This window comes from Priestia sp. P5 (assembly GCF_029522155.1).
Lineage (GTDB): Bacteria > Bacillota > Bacilli > Bacillales > Bacillaceae_H > Priestia > Priestia megaterium_E.
Map to the genome: position 1 here is coordinate 2,435,593 of NZ_JAKWFJ010000001.1, position 19,923 is coordinate 2,455,515.

Annotated in this window: 20 protein-coding genes and 1 pseudogene; 3 read left to right on the top strand and 18 right to left on the bottom strand. The window is 36.5% G+C overall.

Going from position 1 to position 19,923, the window contains the following annotated elements; all coding sequences use genetic code 11:
- Positions 1 to 115 precede the first annotated feature (115 nt).
- Positions 116 to 256 (top strand): small, acid-soluble spore protein L, encoded by a 141-nt coding sequence (gene sspL / locus MMB69_RS13090; protein ID WP_013057030.1) that lies wholly within the window; start codon positions 116 to 118, stop codon positions 254 to 256.
- 303 nt (positions 257 to 559) lie between these two features.
- Positions 560 to 1,231 (top strand): NAD(P)H-dependent oxidoreductase, encoded by a 672-nt coding sequence (locus MMB69_RS13095; RefSeq protein WP_045295331.1) that lies wholly within the window; start codon positions 560 to 562, stop codon positions 1,229 to 1,231.
- A 28-nt stretch (positions 1,232 to 1,259) separates the two neighbouring features.
- On the opposite strand, the gene MMB69_RS13100 is transcribed toward MMB69_RS13095, so the two are convergent.
- From MMB69_RS13100 to MMB69_RS13165, 14 genes and pseudogenes are all read right to left on the bottom strand, one after another.
- Entirely contained in the window at positions 1,260 to 1,547 is a 288-nt protein-coding gene (locus MMB69_RS13100) for a 3-isopropylmalate dehydratase (RefSeq protein ID WP_099330992.1), read from the bottom strand.
- Between the two features lie 114 nt (positions 1,548 to 1,661).
- Positions 1,662 to 1,880, bottom strand: a complete 219-nt coding sequence (locus MMB69_RS13105; RefSeq protein WP_028413367.1) for a spore germination protein — start codon at positions 1,878 to 1,880, stop codon at positions 1,662 to 1,664.
- Positions 1,881 to 2,044: 164 nt separating this feature from the next.
- Complete coding sequence (gene fsa / locus MMB69_RS13110) at positions 2,045 to 2,713, bottom strand: fructose-6-phosphate aldolase (RefSeq protein WP_013057026.1); 669 nt, start codon at positions 2,711 to 2,713, stop codon at positions 2,045 to 2,047.
- Between the two features lie 276 nt (positions 2,714 to 2,989).
- Positions 2,990 to 3,730 (bottom strand): metallophosphoesterase family protein, encoded by a 741-nt coding sequence (locus MMB69_RS13115; protein ID WP_264409157.1) that lies wholly within the window; start codon positions 3,728 to 3,730, stop codon positions 2,990 to 2,992.
- Between the two features lie 306 nt (positions 3,731 to 4,036).
- Positions 4,037 to 5,635: pseudogene (locus MMB69_RS13120) on the bottom strand (M4 family metallopeptidase); the annotation flags it as partial.
- A gap of 602 nt (positions 5,636 to 6,237) precedes the next feature.
- Positions 6,238 to 6,378, bottom strand: coding sequence for a YjcZ family sporulation protein (locus tag MMB69_RS13125; RefSeq protein ID WP_013057023.1), 141 nt, complete (start codon positions 6,376 to 6,378; stop codon positions 6,238 to 6,240).
- Between the two features lie 258 nt (positions 6,379 to 6,636).
- The gene (locus tag MMB69_RS13130) at positions 6,637 to 6,849 is read right to left on the bottom strand and encodes a hypothetical protein (RefSeq protein ID WP_013083131.1); all 213 of its coding nucleotides are present in this window, start codon (positions 6,847 to 6,849) and stop codon (positions 6,637 to 6,639) included.
- A 92-nt stretch (positions 6,850 to 6,941) separates the two neighbouring features.
- On the bottom strand, positions 6,942 to 9,026 hold the full coding sequence (locus MMB69_RS13135) for a PAS domain S-box protein (protein ID WP_277447858.1): 2,085 nt from the start codon (positions 9,024 to 9,026) through the stop codon (positions 6,942 to 6,944).
- Positions 9,027 to 9,161: 135 nt separating this feature from the next.
- The gene (locus tag MMB69_RS13140) at positions 9,162 to 9,428 is read right to left on the bottom strand and encodes a hypothetical protein (RefSeq protein ID WP_014460133.1); all 267 of its coding nucleotides are present in this window, start codon (positions 9,426 to 9,428) and stop codon (positions 9,162 to 9,164) included.
- Between the two features lie 61 nt (positions 9,429 to 9,489).
- A complete protein-coding gene (locus MMB69_RS13145; protein ID WP_221783131.1) occupies positions 9,490 to 10,386 on the bottom strand; it encodes a GH25 family lysozyme in 897 nt (298 codons plus the stop codon).
- A 46-nt stretch (positions 10,387 to 10,432) separates the two neighbouring features.
- On the bottom strand, positions 10,433 to 10,651 hold the full coding sequence (locus MMB69_RS13150) for a hypothetical protein (RefSeq protein WP_108674720.1): 219 nt from the start codon (positions 10,649 to 10,651) through the stop codon (positions 10,433 to 10,435).
- Positions 10,652 to 10,825: 174 nt separating this feature from the next.
- Positions 10,826 to 12,205, bottom strand: a complete 1,380-nt coding sequence (gene fumC / locus MMB69_RS13155; protein WP_221783129.1) for a class II fumarate hydratase — start codon at positions 12,203 to 12,205, stop codon at positions 10,826 to 10,828.
- 224 nt (positions 12,206 to 12,429) lie between these two features.
- Entirely contained in the window at positions 12,430 to 14,781 is a 2,352-nt protein-coding gene (locus MMB69_RS13160) for an immune inhibitor A domain-containing protein (RefSeq protein WP_221783127.1), read from the bottom strand.
- A 381-nt stretch (positions 14,782 to 15,162) separates the two neighbouring features.
- Positions 15,163 to 15,459 (bottom strand): hypothetical protein, encoded by a 297-nt coding sequence (locus MMB69_RS13165; RefSeq protein ID WP_013057017.1) that lies wholly within the window; start codon positions 15,457 to 15,459, stop codon positions 15,163 to 15,165.
- Between the two features lie 233 nt (positions 15,460 to 15,692).
- Here MMB69_RS13165 and MMB69_RS13170 point away from each other — a divergent pair, with 233 nt between their 5' ends.
- Positions 15,693 to 16,286 (top strand): exonuclease domain-containing protein, encoded by a 594-nt coding sequence (locus tag MMB69_RS13170; protein WP_221783125.1) that lies wholly within the window; start codon positions 15,693 to 15,695, stop codon positions 16,284 to 16,286.
- Between the two features lie 234 nt (positions 16,287 to 16,520).
- Here the strand turns inward: MMB69_RS13170 and MMB69_RS13175 are convergent, their stop codons facing one another.
- The 4 genes from MMB69_RS13175 to MMB69_RS13190 all read right to left on the bottom strand — a co-directional run bounded on the left by MMB69_RS13175 (position 16,521) and on the right by MMB69_RS13190 (position 19,781).
- Positions 16,521 to 16,688, bottom strand: a complete 168-nt coding sequence (locus MMB69_RS13175) for a Fur-regulated basic protein FbpA (RefSeq protein WP_081085234.1) — start codon at positions 16,686 to 16,688, stop codon at positions 16,521 to 16,523.
- A gap of 226 nt (positions 16,689 to 16,914) precedes the next feature.
- Positions 16,915 to 18,408, bottom strand: coding sequence for a sodium:solute symporter family protein (locus MMB69_RS13180; protein WP_047750990.1), 1,494 nt, complete (start codon positions 18,406 to 18,408; stop codon positions 16,915 to 16,917).
- Positions 18,408 to 18,605, bottom strand: a complete 198-nt coding sequence (locus MMB69_RS13185) for a DUF3311 domain-containing protein (RefSeq protein WP_013083119.1) — start codon at positions 18,603 to 18,605, stop codon at positions 18,408 to 18,410. The genes MMB69_RS13180 and MMB69_RS13185 overlap by 1 nt, the downstream gene beginning before the upstream one ends.
- A 321-nt stretch (positions 18,606 to 18,926) precedes the next feature.
- Positions 18,927 to 19,781, bottom strand: a complete 855-nt coding sequence (locus MMB69_RS13190; protein WP_221783123.1) for an STAS domain-containing protein — start codon at positions 19,779 to 19,781, stop codon at positions 18,927 to 18,929.
- Between the last annotated feature and the right edge of the window lie 142 nt (positions 19,782 to 19,923).

Consider the following 19,923-nt stretch of genomic DNA (forward strand, 5'->3'; position numbering starts at 1 on the left):
AAGATGCTTAAAGATAATCTTTTCATATTTATCTTTTCATATTTATCTTTCCACTCTTTACTTCCTAATTTTTGTTTTGCTTTTTGTACATACTAACCGAACGGAGGTGACGAAAATGGGTACAAAAAAATCTGCTAACCGTGGTCAAGTGGCTCCTGGAGTTAACCCTCAAGGACACGGAAAAGATGTTGAATTTTCAACAGAACCAAAAAGTGAACTTGAAAACAAAGCGAAAAAATCAAATACAAAAATTTAATTAAAAAGGAGAAGATCACTCTTCTCCTCTCTTCCTTCTCTTAATTACTTTTTCGAAAAAGAAACTCCACAGATTGTTTACTCCTTTCTGCTTCTTATAAAACTGCATTAATAGTATAAAAAAGTATACTATACAACAAAAATGTGCGTACTTGTTAGGATGATTTATATGATTTATGATAAATTTGCAAACGGGTTTTATGACAAATTGTATGTTAACTAACTGTTAACTGTAAGTTATTCAGGGTATAGATTACTCTGAACAGTTCATCACTAAATATTTTTACAGAAAGGTTGTTTACACATGAACAATACAGATAAAAAACAAGAAATTTTAGACGCATTTAACTTTCGTCATGCTACAAAAGAGTTTGATCCAACAAAGAAAATTTCCGATGAAGATTTCCAATTCATTTTAGAAACAGGGCGCTTATCTCCAAGCTCAGTAGGTTATGAGCCGTGGAAGTTTTTAGTCGTTGAAAATAAAGATTTAAAAGAAAAATTAAAAGCTGTTTCTTGGGGAGCACAAGGTCAAATTCCTACAGCAAGTCATTTTGTTATTATTCTTTCTCGTACAGACGCAAGATATGACTCTGAATATGTGTTGAATCTTCAAAAAAACGTAAAAGAAATGCCGGATGATGTATTAGAGACATTAATGCCTCGTTATAAAGATTTCCAAGAAAATGATTTTCACTTGTTCGAAAGCAAGCGAGCGCTATTTGATTGGGCTAGCAAACAATCTTATATTGCACTAGCTAATATGATGACATCAGCTGCTCAAATTGGCATTGATTCTTGCCCAATTGAAGGGTTTAACTATGACCAAGTACATGAAATTCTAAAAGAAGAAGGATTACTAGAAGACGGCAAGTTTGATGTTTCCGTTATGGTTGCATTCGGCTACCGAATTCATGAACCTAAGCGCGGCAAGACAAGAAGAAGTATGGATCAAGTTGTACAGTGGATAAAATAATAACAAAAAAGAAGGGATGACAGCAATGTTATCCCTTCTTTTTTATATCTTTATATGCTGCTATAAAATCAGCAGGATCGGTGTGTATGGTATAAGCGAACATCCCTTGATTTGTATGTAAGTATAAAAAGCCGCTTTCTTTTGAGACGCATTTGTAAGAGATATCAAACACGCTGTTAACGTGGAAGCAATTTTTCTCTGTTTGAATACTATCAGCGTATAAGCATATGTCTTTTGAATGCTGAATCGTCACCTTTTGTGTTCGTTTCACTTTTCTTTCAATGTATGTATAAGGAATCATCGAAATAATGCTCATAGCGCAGCTCACCTTCCCCATGGATATTTGTCTTTGAAAAATCCAACATCTTATTAACAAAACTCTATCACTTACCAAAAAACAATTCCAGAAAGAGTATTTCTGGAATTGTTTTCAAGATTGCTGCTCTTTATTTTCTTCATCTTTGCAAAAGTCGATATTACTGTTTGTCATAGAGGCAATAGCAGGAGAACCATTTCCAAACGAAAAACAAGCTCCTACCGATTTTGTATTTGCTGTGTGGCTATTTTGTACAACACAGCCTACGCTTACATTCGAATTGTCTTTTAACCCGTTAGTCACGATATTCTCAATGTTAATAATACAGCCCATTTTAACACCTCTTTCGTTTCTATTAACGTATGTCATCTCTGTGTATATGTATAGGATGTTCGCCTATTAATGATAAGTTGTTTTCTGCAAAATAGAAAAAAAGAATCTTCGTGTACTCTTTAAGCAGAGAAGACACTAAAATGATGTCTTCTCCTTAAGTCAATTTAACTTTTTACGGCTTTTTCCCAGTCTGATGCAAATTTTTCAATTCCTTGCTCTGTTAACGGGTGTTTTACTAATTGTTCAATTACGGCATACGGAATGGTCGCAATATGAGCCCCAGCAAGAGCTACTCGTGTGACGTGATCTGGGTGTCTGACTGACGCTGCTATAATTTGTGAGTCAATGTGTTGAATTCGAAATAGCTCTGCAATTCGAGATACCAGATAAACCCCGTCTTCTGAAATATCGTCTAAGCGTCCTAAAAATGGCGATACGTATGTGGCACCGGCACGAGCTGCTAGAAGCGCTTGATTCACTGTGAAAATTAACGTTACGTTTGTTTTTACGCCTTTTTTAGCTAGATAACGGGTTGCTTCCAATCCAGCAATGGTCATAGGAAGTTTAATCGTTATATTTTTGTCTCCTCCGTTAATTTTGATAAGCTCTTCTGCTTGAGCAATCATGTCATCTGCTGTTACTGTGTCGGGCGTGACTTCTGCTGAAACGGATTCTACTTCCGGGACGGTTTTTAAAATTTCTTCGATGCGATCTTCAAACTTTACGCCTTCTTTAGCTACTAGCGAAGGGTTTGTAGTAACACCTGATAATACCCCAATTTTATATGCTTTTTTAATATCTTCCAGATTAGCTGTATCAATAAAAAATTTCATCATGTATTCCTCCACTCGTTATGGTAAAAACAGCTTTTCAGGGGCGTTTTTGCATGACCTTATGTTCAAATAGAATTGCCCTCTTCATATTGTCTTCATAAAATAAAATTTATTTCCTTTCAAATGCTGTATGTTTTTCTCCAAGTTTTCCCTTCCTTAAATTCATTGGAATAACTTTTATTTGCATGTATCATACTAATGATGTTGAAAAACCCCTCATATACTCCACTAAAAAACCTTCAGCACTTATGCTGAAGGTTGAGATTCATTCTATTCTTAATTTTTTAGTCCTCTATAGCGAGCTGTTTTTAGTTCTTGAACGTAAGGTTCAAAGTCCGGCATCTCTACAGATCTCGCCAATTCGATTGCCTTTTCAATATCGTATGGAATACGCACGAATTGAATAGAAAATGCTGAAGGGCTTTCGTCTTGATCCTTTCCTTCCAAGATAAGATAGGAAGCTTGTGGTAAATCAAGCGGGTTTCCTACACTTCCTACATTACATAGCGTTTTCCCTTTAATATGTTGAATAAATGCATTATGTACATCTCCGTAACAGATGACATCTGGCTCTCTTAATCCTTTTATATTTTCCGTATATTCCGTATTAGCAAATAGACTAAGGCGCTTTTCAAGTGAATCCCAGGGTTGAATTCGGTCATAAAGACTTCTAGGTGAAGCGTGAAACATTCTAATTAATTTTCCGCTCATCATAAACTCAACAGAAAAAGGAAGTTCCTTTAAGTATGCCTCTTGAGCTGAACTTAACTTCTTCTGATGCCATTTTAGCGCTTCAAATTCCGCAGGCTTTGTAATGAAGTCATCCCAGTTTCCCATTACTGTTACTTCGCACTTTTCTTTTATGATATCAATCGCTTTACTTGAATCCGGTCCTTTTCCTACTAAATCACCTAGACAAATGATGCGATGGATATCTCGTTGTTGTATGTCAGCTAAAACTGCTTCTAATGCAGGAAGATTTCCGTGGATATCTGAAATAACAGCAATTTTATCCATTGATTCCTCCACTCCTTTTTCATATGTATGTATTCAATTCTTTTCTTTATTATAACATTTTATAATAAGACCGTTTACTAAAACGGGTCCTCTTCATTTAACAAACAACGGTATAATTCGAATGGATATAAAAGGGAGGAATAAGAAGCGGATTTTATAGATTAATAAGAAATCTGTCTTCCTTATTTATTAACATAAAATAAAGGAGTACTGTAATATATTTATACGAGTACTCCTTTATTGGTAGTAAGGTAGTATAGAGAGTCGTAAGATACCTCATTTATCTTGCGACTTTTGGTTTATAACTTATTGAACACCAACTGCGTCAAATGACTTGCCTACTGAAATTACTTCTTGAGATCCTGAACCGTATAGATCAGCAGCAGCTTGTACTAAACCTGCACGCGCTTGGCTAAACGTTGTAGATTGAGTGAAGTATAGCGTATTAGCACGGTAATAAATTTTTCCTAGCTTATCGCCGCCGATGCCTGTTACAGTAACGCCATAATGCGTTCCACCGTTAGCTAGCAAGTAAGCAGCTTTGTTGATGATACCACTGTTTGTATGAACTCCGCCGTTGTCACTAGAACCTGTATAGCGCTTTGAATAATGATCCGGATCTCCGTATTTCGCTGGGTTGCTCATTGAACGAAGTGCATCACCGCTTGTTCCAGGCGTATAAATATCTTCTCCAATTTCCCAATCTGGATTGCGGTTGTCATAGTATTCTACCAACGTTCCGAAAATATCTGAAATCGCTTCGTTTAATGCACCTGATTCGTATTGATAGATTAAATTAGAGCTTCTTTCTGTGACCGCATGCGTCAATTCATGTCCGATCACATCTAATCCTCCTGATAGCGGAACAAAAGTAGTTCCATCTCCATCTCCGTATACCATTTGAGAGCCATTCCAAAATGCATTGTTGTAGCCGCTGCTATAATGAACAGTCGATTTTAGCGGAGCTCCTGCATTGTCATAGGAGTTGCGGTTAAATTTGTTTTTATAATAATCATATGTCACGCCTGCATAATAGTGAGCATCTACTGCAGCTGCATCGCGGGTTGCATTGTACGTATTATCCGTGTCTGCCCATAGTGTACCTGGCAGAGATGTACGATTTTTTGCATCATAAGTATAGATTGTCGCCCCTCTTGTATTATCTTGTAAGTAGTAAGTAGAACTAGATAACGTTGTCTTTAAGGATTTAGTATCTCCAAGCACTCCTTTACCTGAGCCAATAGCATTTGTGCCTGTTACAGGTTTCGCTGCCGGCTTTGCCGCTTGCTTCACATCGGCTTTTGGACCAGCTACGGAATCAATTGTATTGTACTTATCCAGTACTTTACCGCTAGTAGCATCAACAAAGTAATAATAGTTGCCTGGTTCAGGATTTAAGAAATTTAGATTTACTACATAAGCATATGTAGTGTCTGAACCATTTTGATAAATATACAGTTCAGATGAAGGAGATTTTTCATAAGTCGGCTTAAATCCTAAGTCTTTTTCAGCTACTTGAATCGCCTTTTTGCCATCAATTTGTTTCTGGCCTTTTAGCTTTTCTTTTTTGTCTAAATCAGGAGCGACTGTACCTGATACCACTTTTAAAGTTCCATCTTTCGCTACGTGTGCTAATTGAGTAGATCCCCAAACAGGAATGTTATTATATACCTGCTGCAAGCGTACAACGGTTGCTTGTTCAACGGGATCTTTCACTACTTCTGTCACTTTAAATGAGTTTTGAGCATTTTCGTTTCCTAATTTATATTTGTCTTTATTTGTATTCATATAATGAAATACGACGTCTTGAGCTTTCTGGGATGATGGGCCTGAAAGCTTGCCAGAAATAAACTCAGGAGATTTAATTTCTTTGTTATACTTTTCGGTTGAAAGTACATTATTTGGCGCGGCACTGCTCGTATGTGCAAAAGCAAATGATGAAGAAAGGATACCAACTGATAATAATACCTTTAAAGCCTGTTTTTTCTTTTTCATAGTTTTTTCTCCCTATCCCTAGTAAATTTAACTATCACAATTTTTCTGTCAATTGCGATAATTAGCAACATTATAGCAACTAAAAATTACTACGTCTATATATTATTTTAATATTCCTATTATTATGAAAATTAAAAATAAACACTCTGAAATAAGTCTTTTTTACCTATTTAAACTATATGAAAATCATTTATGTTGATTTTCATACAAGTAAAATAATTCTTCTAGTCAGCTGATAAAAACTAGCGGCCTAGGTAGTGTTATTCGGTCTTACTATCAGTTCTATGAAGCATTTTACAAAAATTACTTATAAGGAAAATTATAAATTTCAGACCCTTTTTGCAGCTTAAATCTACTCTTTCTCTTCATTTTTTTATTTTTTTAATCTATTAATTAAATTTTTTATATGTTTTTTATGTACGTGCACAACATTATTTTATTATAGTACTGCCCTTCTTATGAACATAAAAAAGCACGAATCTACTAAAATCTTTGCAGATTCGTGCTTTTTTTTATTTGAAACATGTACAACCAACGATAACTAATAAAACAAATAGTACAACGATTAATGCAAAACCGCCACCGTAATTACCGTAGCCGCCGTAACCGCCGTAGCCATAACCACCGCCGTAACCCCAGTTACAAAATCCCATTTCACTTCACCTCCGTAGCCTGTTTACTCTATAGCATATGTACAGGCTAGGAAAAATGCTCGCCCATTTATCGCCCTTTTATGACGATAAAAAAGAGATTGAGACATAACGAAATTACTCCAATTAACCGCTAGAAGCAACCAGCTAAATTAAACCCATGTTCCCCATAACAAAAAAGATCCGAACGATGAATCGTTCGGATCTCCCTTCCACTAAAATACTTTTGTCCCAGCCTCTTTTAAGATAACAAATATTAACTTATTTACTTTTAGAAGCTTGTTCTTTAAAGCGAAGTATGTAATACGGAACAATACAGATAACCGCCAAAACGAGAGCCGTTAAACTGACTATGCGGGGATTATTAAGCCCAAAAGAATAGTCTCCAAAAGATGCTCCAATCGCAATAATAGCAAAAATAATATACAGAATACGAAATATGTTAATCCACTTTTTCTGTTTAATCGTAACCACTCCTTTGCTTATTTTACTCCAACATAGAATATTATAACTTTACTAAACAACTTGTTGCAAAATTTCTTCTTCCTTTAACTGATTACCTTTTATTATAACGGTAAACAAATTTCCACATTCGTCCCTTTGTTTACTTCACTTTCAATACTAAGAGTTCCTTTATGCTGCTGGATAATATTAAAGCAGATCATTAACCCTAACCCAATGCCGTCTTCTTTAATACTGTAAAATGGTTCACCTAAATATTTGATGCGATCTTTTGAAATTCCTACACCTTCATCAATAATTTGAATATGAAGGTGATTGTTGTCTTTTTGTCTCAGCTCAACTTTAATTTCTCCTCCGGAAGGCATTGCTTCAATCGCATTTTTAAGAATATTTATAAACACCTGTTTCATTTGATTGCTTTCACAATATACAAGAGGCATTTCTCCATATGAGTAAAGTTTAATAAAGATGTTTTTCATGGTTGCTTGAGGTTGCAGCAATAAAATCACTTGTTGAATTAACAGCTGCAAATCAATCGACTGAAATGTTACGACCTGTGGTTTTGCCACAGACATGAATTCATCTGTAATCATTTCAATACGCTCAATTTCAGAGGATATAATGTTCATATAGGTTAACTCTTCTTTACTCGCTTTTTCAGTTAATAGCTGCATAAACCCTTTGATGGCCGTTAAAGGATTTCTAATTTCATGAGCAATAGCTGTAGCAAGCTGACCGACCGCTGCTAATTTCTCAGATTTCTGCAGCAGCTCTTCTGTTTCTAGGTATTCTGTCCTGTCTCTTGAAACAATAAGAAGCACTTTTTTGTTTTCTATATTGAACAATTTCCCACTATATTCTAGTTTTTTTACTTCTCCAGACTTAAATGTAAACTGTGATTGCAGCGTAAAAGAAAGATTTCCTTGGCGAATTTCTTCAACCGTTTTTCGAACAATGTCAGAATCTCTAGGTATAATATCTTGGCATGGCATGGATAAAAGCTCTTCTCTCGTATATCCAAAGCGCTTACATCCAGCTTCATTTACTTCGATAAAACGAGAAGGAAAATGATTAGAACCTATTTCAAGGAAATAAATTGCGTCGTTTGCATATTCAAATAACGTTCGATATTTCAACTCACTTTCCTTAAGCTTACGATGTAACAAGTCAAGCTCTTTTCTCGCTTTTTTAGCCTCAGATATATCCACACATACTCCAGACAAACCTATTAACTCATCTTTCCCATTAAAAATTGGCGAAATGGTGATGCGAAGGTCTACTAAACTTCCATCTTTACGAGCTCTTACAACTTCTACCCGATTGATTGCCTCTTTTTCAGCAACAGTCTTTTTTATATTCTCATGTACATCCTTACTAAAAGCTCCTGCTATATCGTAATATTTTTTCCCGATGACTTCATGAGATTTCCAGCCATATACTTTTTCATAGGCTTCATTAACTCGCAAGATTTGGCCTTCTAAATCAGTTATAATAACCGCATCCATGTGATGATTAATAAAAGACTCCAGCTGTTCTTTCGTATATTCTAGTTCTTTTTTCATTATTCTGACAAAAAAAGAATCTTCGTCATCCTTACATGAATCTGATCCAGTATAAGCAGCTTCTTCTGCTACAGCGTAAAATTTACGATAAAATTCTATCGTCGCTACGGCTACTCCCAGTCCGAGAATCCCGAACACTAAATATTCTATTTCGCTATAAAACGGCGACTGAATAGGTGTATTCCAGAAGTAATTTGTCAGTAAGACATGAACGATAAAATGAATAAAGAAACAAAGAAGAGATTGTTTTAATAAAGAAAACTGCTTTCTATATCGAATAAGAGGAAGGGAAAACAAAAAGGTAAAGATTAAAATTAAGATAGTCAGTAACCAATGACTTTCTAAATAGATACTACACACAGCCATAGTGATACCTGCAACTGCACCGGCTCTATAACCAAAGTATAGAACGGTCAAAATAAGAGGAAGAAAACGTAAATCATATGTAATCTGTTGATACGTAACGCTATATACCATAAGAATAGCAGAAACAATACTTGCATAAATACCACTCATCCATTTGTATTTATGGGCTAGACGCTGTAACAAAAATATTCGTATCGCAATCATAATACTGACAAAAAAAGAAAAAATACATAAGTTAACAAATAATCCGCTACTAATCACTCCTTCTATTCCTCCTTTACTTGTAAATATGCGTAAAATAATTCCCTTATATAGAGAGTGTAACATGAATAAGCGCTGCTATTTATAAAATTAATAAAAAAACTAGTCTCGCCCGAGGCAAGACTAGTTTTTTTATTATCTATGCTGATCTTGATACATAGGTCCTTCTGAAATCATATTGCTTTCAGAAACGTACGTAGGATCTGAATGAGCATCTTTATTTAGACTGGCATTTACCTGCTGTTTTTTAGATAAACTTGAAAGTTTGACTTTGGCACTTCGAACAAGTCCTTTTACTTTTCGTCGTTTCGCAGCATCGCTTAATATATAAGACGTAATGCCGACTCCTACAGTTGATAGGGTAATACCTGATATCAATGCTTTTTGTTTTCGTTTTCTCATAATAGCTCCTTCCTTGTACCTTTTTGAATCTTACAGTAACTTTTCCCCCTCAGGTAATCTCTCAAACCAGATTATTCAGATTATTCACTTCTTTAACAAGACGTGGCAGTGTGTCCGCTCCTGCTATCCCATCTGAAAAAAGACCATATCGATTCTGGAATTTTTTCACTGCAGCGATTAATTCATCTCCATAGAAACCGTCTGCTCCAAACTTCGGAAGAGAAAAACCTAGCGCAAGTAAGTTTTGCTGAATTTGTTTGACTCCTAACCCTCTATCGCCTTTGGAATAGACAAAGGGTCCTTTTGTATTATTTGTCATAGAGAGATTTGTTGTGACTTCTTTAAAAAATGAGTAGTCCATTTCATTTATATCCACATTTGTAGAAATTCCTTTTACTCTGCCAGAATCCGTATACTGAAACATTGTCCATCGCTGCCACTGACTTAGCTCGCCAGGGTGCTGCATACCGCCCTGTCTGTTGGCTGCACTATATCTTGCTACCCACAAAGGATACTTACTTATTTCGTTTGTAAAAAAAGTTTTAGCAAAATGATAGTTCGTATATACGATAGGCTTAATCCCTGTTGTTTTGTGAACATGCTCGAGCCAGCTTACGGCAAAGCGAGAAACAAATTCTTTGGATTTTTTCTTATCTTCTTCTAGATCCAAACACGGCGGAAGATCTAGTTTCATTTGTCCAAGCTGAGCAATAAAAAAAGCAGCTTCTTTCTCCGGACTATTTGTACAGTGAGCATAATGATAAAACCCTACTCTCAAGCCCGCATTTTTGGCACCTATATAATTTTCATAGGATCTAGGGTCTACAAAAGTTCCGCCTTCTGTTAACTTTATATACACCCCTTTTACTGAGGTGTTTTTTATTTCTTTCCAATTAATGATTCCTTGATGATGAGAAACGTCGAGAATAATAGGATTATTTGAATGTCGCCTTTGCATAGTTTTCACCTCTTTTGCTAGCTTCCTTATGTATACGACGAATCTCTCAAAACCCCTGTTTTTCCGGATCTTGATATTCTTTTATAACGATGTGTAAAACGTTGCTCATTTGAATAGCTAAATAAGCTTCGTGTTTTTTGTCATAATAACGATACCATCCTTGCGTATGAATAATAGATTCCTCAAGCTCTTTTACATTTTCTGATTCAACCAATGTACTGATTGATTTTTCATTTCCAAAATAAAACTTCACTTCGTACGTCACTTGAATCCCTCCTTTATAAAAATGTAAATACCCTAATCGTATGTACTTGAATCTAGTATAAGGTAGTGTAAAATTTCTTTTAATCCGCAATTTCTTTTTAAATGTTTATTTAGAACAATGTTTATTTTATTAAAAACAAGAAGCCAAGCAGCTCAGAATGCTTGGCTTCTTGTTTTATTTTGATGGATGAATCATATTAGCAGGATTTACCCATTGTTCAAATTGTTCTTCTGTCAGAAGACCTGTTTTTACCGCTGCTTCTTTTAATGTCGTTCCTTCCTGATGAGCCATCTTGGCAATTTTAGCCGCATTTTCATACCCTATGTGCGGATTTAACGCTGTTACAAGCATAAGAGAATTTTCTAGATTATGCTGAATCTTTTCTTTGTTGGGTTCAATTCCTACTGCGCATTTATCGTTAAAAGCCTGCATGGAATCTGTCAGCAATCTGACTGATTGTAAAAAATTATAAATAATAACCGGCTTAAATACATTCAATTCAAAGTTTCCTTGACTAGCCGCAATGCCAATCGTCACGTCATTCCCAAGCACTTGTGCAGAAACCATTGTTAGAGCTTCACTTTGAGTTGGATTTACTTTCCCAGGCATAATAGAACTTCCTGGTTCGTTAGCAGGAATCGTAATTTCGCCTAGTCCGCTCCGAGGACCGCTTGCCAGCCAGCGTACGTCATTGGCGATTTTCATTAAGTCAGCTGCTAAGGCTTTGAGTGCACCGTGGGCATAAACCACTTGATCGTGACTTGTTAATGCATGAAATTTATTAGGTGCTGAGATAAATGTTTTTCCAAGCGTGCTGCTGATTTCTTTCGCTACTTCATCGCCGAAGTCGGGATGTGCATTTATCCCCGTCCCAACAGCTGTACCGCCAATAGCTAGCTCCTTCATATACTCTACGCTTTGTTTAATCATTTCTTCATTCTTTTCGAGCATATGATGCCATCCGCTAATTTCTTGTCCTAGTGTTAGCGGTGTAGCATCTTGTAAATGGGTTCTGCCTATTTTAATAATATCTTTAAACTGCTCTTGCTTCGCAGCGAATGTTTCTTTTAATGTTTTTAGAGCAGGCAATAATTGATCTTCGACTTCTAGTACAGCTGCAATATGAAGAGCTGTAGGAAAAGTATCGTTAGAGCTTTGTGACATATTGACATCATCATTTGGATGGAGCGTTTCGTCGCCATTTATTAGCTGGTTTCCCCGGTGGGAAATCACTTCATTTACATTCATGTTTGATTGCGTTCCGCTTCCTGTCTGCCATACCACTAAAGGAAAATGTTCATTCCATTTCCCTCCAATAATTTCGTTAGCAGCTTGTACGATGGCTTCCGATTTCCCTGCTGATAGTTTGCCTAGTTTATGATTACTAATAGCTGCACTTTTCTTCAAAACCGCAAAAGCGCGTATTACTTCAATCGGCATTTTTTCAATCCCGATTGGAAAATTTTCTTTACTTCTTTGCGTTTGCGCTCCCCATAGTTTATCTTCTGCCACTTTGATTTCTCCAATTGAATCTCTTTCGATACGATAGCTCATAGTTAGAACTCCTTTTCAATATTTTCTTTACCTATTAGTATTGATTATATGGATGAATTTCATGACATAATAACAATTATTCACTGTTGAAAATTCCCTTTATTTTATTTTTTAAACGGCATTAAATCCTTTGATTATTTAGCTCATAGTTTATTTTGATTTTCTAACATAAAAAAAAGATCCGAAGAATACGCTCTTCAGATCTTTTTTGAATACGTCTAATTTTACTTATGAATCCATACAGCACCAGCTGAATTGTCTTTTGCTTCACCAATTACGTCTAATTTTAATCCGTTTTGAGGAAGCAAGCGGCCTGCATCTTTAATTCTTTCATCTAAATACGATTTTTTGTCGTTGAAGCTTGTAACTCCATTTGATTCTTTAGATGAAATAGTTCCCCACGTTTTATGGGAATATGACCAAGCAGGTGATTTATCAAATGAGAACGCCGCGTCTGCAATTTGATATCGGCTTGAATTTGCTGTTGTGCTAATCCCATTCACATTAAAGTAAAGAACTTTATGAGCATGGGAATCAACTACGCCAAGGAATCCTTCACCTGGGTGCTGTCCTACCCAGTTATCAAGGTAGCTTTCATCTGCGTACCAAAGCAGCATGCCTGTATTATATTTTGCACCTCGCGCGAATTGAAGTGCTTTATCGCTGCCTGCATAGTTTCTCCACTCAAGGTAATAATAGTTGTCTTTATAGCTGATGCCGTTTGTCTTTTCAAATCCATCTAACGTTACTTTTGGCGCTCCTTCAGCATCGTCCGTAAATACCGTTTTTCCATCTACTACTAAACTGGCATTATCAAGTGCAAATCCTTGAAGAGCAAGTCCTCCGTCCGTTACGTATTCGAATTGAAGCTTGATTTTTTTACCTTTAAACTGCGTTAAGTCATAGCTTTTATCTTCCCATTTTCCGTTAGATGTTTCAGCAGAACCATCTGCATTGTTCGCTTTATCACCAATTGTATCTAACAGAACTTTTGAGCCGTCAGGAAGAATTGCATTTACATATAAGTAATCGTATTCTGCCTCTACTTCATAGAACGCTTTGTAATTGAATTTAGCTGTTTGAGCTGCTGTTAAATCAAACTCTGGCGTCGTCATTGTCGTATGCAGATCGTCTCCGCGTTTACTGTAGTAGTAGTTGCTTCCAAACTCTGGCTTAATCCCTTGAACAGCTTTTTTAGGTAAATTAATCTTTACAATACCCGGTCGTTTAGATTTTGTCACGCTTTGATCAACCACGCTCACAGAGCCCGATTTTGTAATGTTTTTGCTGTCGATTTGTTGAATATTTGCCCAGTTTCCACCCATATTTGCTTGGAAAAACTCTTTATTTTGCGGGGAGAAACTTGTCGGTTCTGTTCCAGCTACTTCACCAGCCCAGCTCCCTCCACTCATAATTGACCAAACGCCTACCGGCTCACCTTGACCCGTATACTGTGTATCATACTCATCGGGCAAACCTAAATCATGGCCAAATTCATGAGCAAAAACGCCAACTGCTCCGTCTTCTGGTTCAATTGTATAATCATAAGCAGCCATGTTTGTTCCAGGAACTTTATACACTTGTCCCAAAGTAGAGCGATGAGACCAAATAGCATCGTTTCCTAGTTTACCTCCACCTGCTTCTTGCCCAGTTCCAGCATGAATGACCATTAAGTGGTCCACTATGCCGTCAGGCTCATTGCGGTTGCCGTCTCCATCGATATCATATTGATCGAACTGATCATAATCTGAAAGGTTAATGCCGCTTTTTGCAGCTGCAGCAAGCGCTTCTTTTACAAGATTACGAGGCCCTTTAGATCCAGGCGCATTATCGTTTCCTCCCGCTGGATTGTCTGCTCCGTATTCTTTTGCGTTTCCAGGTACAGTTAACCAGTCAGAAACCGTTCCATCTACTGTGTAACTACCTCCAGACTGTTCTTCATAATATTGTTTAAACGTTTTAATTTTCTTACCATTAAATAGCGTAAAGTCTTTCTTTCCAAACATTAATTGCTGATAGTGATTTCGATTAAAATCTTTTGCATACATGTAACCAGGTTCTTGAACGACATTGTTATGCTTAAAGTCTGCGTATTCGACTAAAAGAACAAGAACTTTATCTTTTCTCACTTGTCCGTTATATTTGGCCTGAGCTGCAGGTTTAACGTTTACCCCGTTCCCCGAATTGTTTCCTTGAGACTTAATATTAGCAAATTCGCCTCGTTGAAACTTTTCTTTTTGTTTTGTTTGCATTTCTTTCGCTTTCAAATCAATTTTGCTAGCTCTATGTCCCTTCATGCTCTCTTTATGTGCATCTTTTTTGTTTATGTAAGAAGTAACGGCTTTCTTCACTTCTTGCGGTGTTGCACTTTGAGAAATGACTCCTTGGTTTTTCAGTGCGTTAGCCAATCTTTCTTCCGGTACTGTATTCATATCAATTGGTGAACTCGGAAGTTCCTCCGATTGTGCGGTTTTAGCTGAAGCAGTACTTCCGTTCATAAGTACTGGCCCCACTCCGCTTAATGTAACAGTTGTGGCAAGAAAAGATGTCCCCAAAATCTTTTTCCAGCTTTTCAAGTAAACCCCTCCATTTTAGAATTTTCAAACTATTAGCAAGATTTATTTTATATTCTAAAACTAGGAAGGTCAACTACATTTTACTATATTATTAAAATTTTTTGATTCTAGTAGATAATGTAAAATAGTTTTATAGTATGTAACTAGTTTTCTTTTCCTGACAATTAAAATGTCTGATAAACCCTTCTTACATATGCAAATTCCATGCCAAATAGATAACCAAAACTAAAAATATATGAAGCGTATTTTTTAGGAAATTAGAACTATCTTTTCTGTATTACTATTATATAAAAACAAAAAATTCCCCATTATGGATACAGAAAGATAAAAAAAATCACTTCTCAATAGACGAGAAGTGATAATCTTTGTATGCAAGTAAATTTAAGAATGTTCTTTTTGACGCTGCAGCAGGATATGATAGAGCGACATGCTCCAAATAGACATATTACGCGCTGCGATTTCATAAGGTTTTTCATCAATTTTAAACAAGAAATCCCCTTCATAACTCACGGATTTCCCTTGCTTTTCTAGCTCTTGTTTAACGGCTTCAATCCATTCTACTGCATTCGTATAATGTTTGTTCAAACGAACTTTAATAGTTTGATTCCTGTAATGAATAAAAGATGTAATTCCCCAAAAAATTAAGACAAGAAAAAGTACCATATACAGCAATTGCATGATAACGATCCCCTTCTTCCTTCATTTCATTATTTTCAATGAAGACTTAATTTAGATGAGTAAATATTACTATTCTCCTTTGCTATCGTCATCTCCTTTAAAAAAGTAAATTCCTTTTCCACGCAGGCGTATAAAATAAATCCATGTACGTGCTCCCTCATCTTTTTTACTAACGTTTTCTGTTAAAAAATGATAAGCTAGTAGAATGATAAATAGAAAGGGAGGGCGACGAGTTGTCAACTGAACAAGTGAAATTAGCAGCCGTTTTAGATGTTGAAACAACGGGATTAAGTGCGCAAACATGCGATATTATCGAATTAGCAATTGCTGTTGTTTCTTACGATTCTTCTACCGGAGAAATAATCGACATTGTAGAAGAATATGAAGAATTTAATATGCCTTCAACTCCCATTTTCCCGTATATTACAAACTTAACGGGAATTACAAATGAGATGGTCAAAAATAAAACATTAGACGATAAAAAAGTGGAATCGCTGTTAACTAGCGTTTCGGCTATCATCGCTCATAATGCTTCTTTCGATCGCAGTTTTCTTTTAAAACGGTATCCATCTTTATTTAACCAAAAATGGCACTGCTCTATGCGTGCTGTCAAATGGAAAGAGTACGGCTTTCCTAATAAAAAACTAACAACGCTTCTTGACCATCATGATATTGAGAGAGAGCACGCTCACAGAGCTATGGATGACGTGAAAGGAACCATTGACTTGCTAAGACAGCAAAATCCTAGCGGAGAGCCCTATTTTTCTGAAGTATTAAAAAAAGCAATGAACAAACCTAAAAAAACAGCGGCCTCCACTCGTTTTTAACTCAACAAAAAAAGCGCAGAAGCTGCGCTTTTTTTGTTTTTATTCGCCTATTTCTTAAGTGTTGAGTTATATGTTTGAGGAGTATGTTTGGAAACAGCGAGGCTGTAAACGCACCGGAGGAAAAAGAAAAGTGCCTGCTTTCAAGCAAAAAGCCGCGGAGGAACAACCTGAACAGCTGGTGCTTACACATATATACCAAGTCAGCTGAATTTCTAATAATCTGGAAGATTTTAATTATATTTCTCTTACCTTTTGGTTTTGAAGATCGTGATGCGTTTGTTCTAGTTCACTTAAATTCAATTCGTACAAATGTCTCCCGTCTTCTGCTTTAAAATAACCTGATTCAATAATTTGATTCATTAAAAGATCTTTCTTTTGCTCAAATGCTTTTTCAGATGTCATGTTATCATCTCCTTTTTTAGGTAAATATCTTTCATAGAAAAGACGTACACCGCTTGTGGCATACGTCTTGTTGCTTTTTACACTCGTTACCTATGTTTAAAAACAACGCAATCGTTACATTTTATCGAGAAGGCTGCTTATATCTTGCAGCCATATTGAACATTTTGGTGATGCACTACTTTTATACCCTTCATGTTGTTCTTAAAACGCAATTGGAAAAAGATTTTCACAAAATTTGTTTTCCATCTACCGCCCCGCTTTCAAAATGCGGCTGTGCGGCGATTTTTTTCGTTGCTAAACTGACCACCATTAATACCACTAAATTAATAAATAAAGAAATAACGCCGACATTTGTATCTTTAATGATTTGTGGCAACGCAGGAAACAACGTGCCAAGCGTTGTTTCAGTAATTGTTATATACATCACAGACGCAATGCCGGCAACAATACCTGCACATGCCCCGTATTTAGTCACGATATTATTTTTCATTAAACTAAAAATAAAAGCAGGAAACAGCTGCGTCACAATACTGTAGCCCATTAGTAAAAGCGTTACAATCGTATTCCCTCCATGAAGGGTAAAATAGACTGAAACAAGCGCAATAACCGGTACGAAGCATTTAGCCAGTATCGAAATTTGTTTGCCCGTCGCTGAGGGAACAAGAACGCCATAAACGTTTTTAGATAGTGACGTAGAAGCTGCCATCAAAAGCATCGATCCAGGCACAAGCGCTGTTAATAAACCAGCTGCGCCAATAAAGCCGACAATCCACGGGTCAAATGTTTGAATGGAAAGACGAAGCAGTGACAAGTCCGCTTCTGCGCCTTGTAGTCCAGGTACCTGCATAAGAGCAGTAAACCCTACAAAAAAGACAAAAAGCAGCATTAACGTATAAATAGGACTTATAATAGAATTCTTTCGAAATACATTCTCGTTTTCAGCTGAATACGTTGCATTAAACGTATGCGGCCACATGTAAAATCCTAATACGGTCAGCATGACTGTAGAAATAAACCACGAAATACTTAGACCTGTCTTGGGAAGAGTAAGAAACGTTGGATTTGCTTGATGCACAGCCTCAAACATCGGCTGTAAGCCTCCGTAGTAATGAAACGGCATATATATTCCTAAAAATAAGACGACAATAAAAATCATAATATCTTTAACAATAGCCGTCCACGCGGAACCATGTATGCCTGATATCATTAAGTAAACCGTTAGTGATATGGCTCCAATCCAAATAGCTGCAGTTGAAGAGATAGAGCCATAAGAAGCTTCAGATACAATAATACCTAGGCCTTTGAACTGTAAAATAATGTAAGGAACAATCGCCAGCACCCCTGCACATGAAACAACGATGCCAAGAAACGGACTTTTGTATTTTGAAACAAAAAAATCCGGCTGAGACATGAGCTTATGCTGCTTCGCATATCGCCATATTTGCGGGCCAATCCAATACCCTAACACGTACGCTAAAGAAATATAGGCTAAAATATAAAACGCTGGCCCTCCTTTTCCATATGCCCAAGCGCTTCCTCCTAGAAACGTAAAAGTAGTATAGATTTCACCCGCCATCAAAAAGAAGACAAAAACAGTTCCAAAACCTCTGCCGCCTACGCTCCACTGTTCTAAATCCATTTTTTTGCCTCGCGTAGCTCGAATTCCAAGATAAATAGCTAAAAGTAAAAAACCAAAAATAATAATCAGAGCGGTATTCATTATTTATCTCCTCCTTTAACAGCAGGATCGAGCTTGTACACAATGCCCATAATAAAAGACGTAAGGATTACCCACATAACAATCCAAAAGAGAAAAAAAGGCATCCCTAAAATAAACGGCGTCACTTTGTTAACAAAAGGCAATAAACCTAATATTCCTACAAACGGAAGCAGGCAAAGAAGATAAATTATTTTCATAGAACTCCTCCTTAATCACACGGCTTATCAGTGCTTACCTAAAACTTTAACTATCTCATTATGTACTTCTCTTGTTCTGCTCCTTACACCTCTATTCTTGAGCTAAACGAGACGTTTGGCATAGAAAACCGCCGTTGGTTTGCTTCTTAGTATCTTCCATTTCTCTCCATGTGAAAAGGAGTTTGTAAGGCATGCTTACAAGATTTTGAATGCAGCAGAATATCATTTTGTATTTTCATATACAGAATATAGACAAACAAAAAAACGGAACTGAAAGTAAAGGTCTCAAACAGTTCCGTTTCGATCTAGCATTTCTATACTTTATTCTTCTTCTTTTTTCTTTACACCAAGCGAAGAGAGAGCTTGTTTTAAATGCCCAAACGTTTCAATTTTGTTAAAACTAATTCCTACATTAACAGCCGTCTGAGCCATGTCAGGACTCACTCCTGACATAATCGCATGGATGCCTAGCAGCTGCAAAATGTTAATTAAGTCAAAAAATTTGTGAGCGACATACGTATCTACATAATTTACACCCGATAAGTCAATGACTAGATGCCTTATATGTTTTTCTGCACATCTTTTTGGCACAACCTCGATAATAGAATCACCTTTGATTTCATCAATAAGCCCTACCAAAGGCAAGACCGCGATGTGATCTACAATTGGAATAACAGGAAAACTCGTTTCGTCGATTAGCTCTTGCTGAAGACTTATTTTTTGCCTCGTGATTTTATAATACTGTTCGGAGAATTCATTAATGAGTTTATCAAATGTTGTATGATAAACTTCACTCCAAGACAGTATCTCTTCTTTTGTAATAGATGAATGTATCAGACTATATGTTTTGACGTACGTCCAAATAATTTTTCTTGTTTTACTTAGCGCTTCTACTACCTCGTAAATCGGCGTATCAAATTTAATTCTGCTGTTTACTACTTCCGTCGTCCATTTCATCATACGTTGTTTAAAAATCTCTTGATCGTCAAGAAAGCCGCTCGCAATTGTTTCGATCGTATAACGATGCTGCTCGCGCAGCTTTTTCTCAACTGAAGCGTCTGCGTCCTTTGAGTAAATCGATCCTTTAATATTACTTCTTTGGCGCAGCCATTCTTCACTGATAGAGGCTGAATTATCTAAAATATATTCAAAAAGACGTTGATTTTGTTCACTCACTACTGTTTAACCTCCGTTCACTTTCTCCTTCTGTCCAATTACTTACAAAACGCACCTTATGATAAATTCATGCTTCATATTTTTTCCTCGTCCATCTCTATCATACACGATAACCGCTCTGCATACTTATAGAGAATTAGAT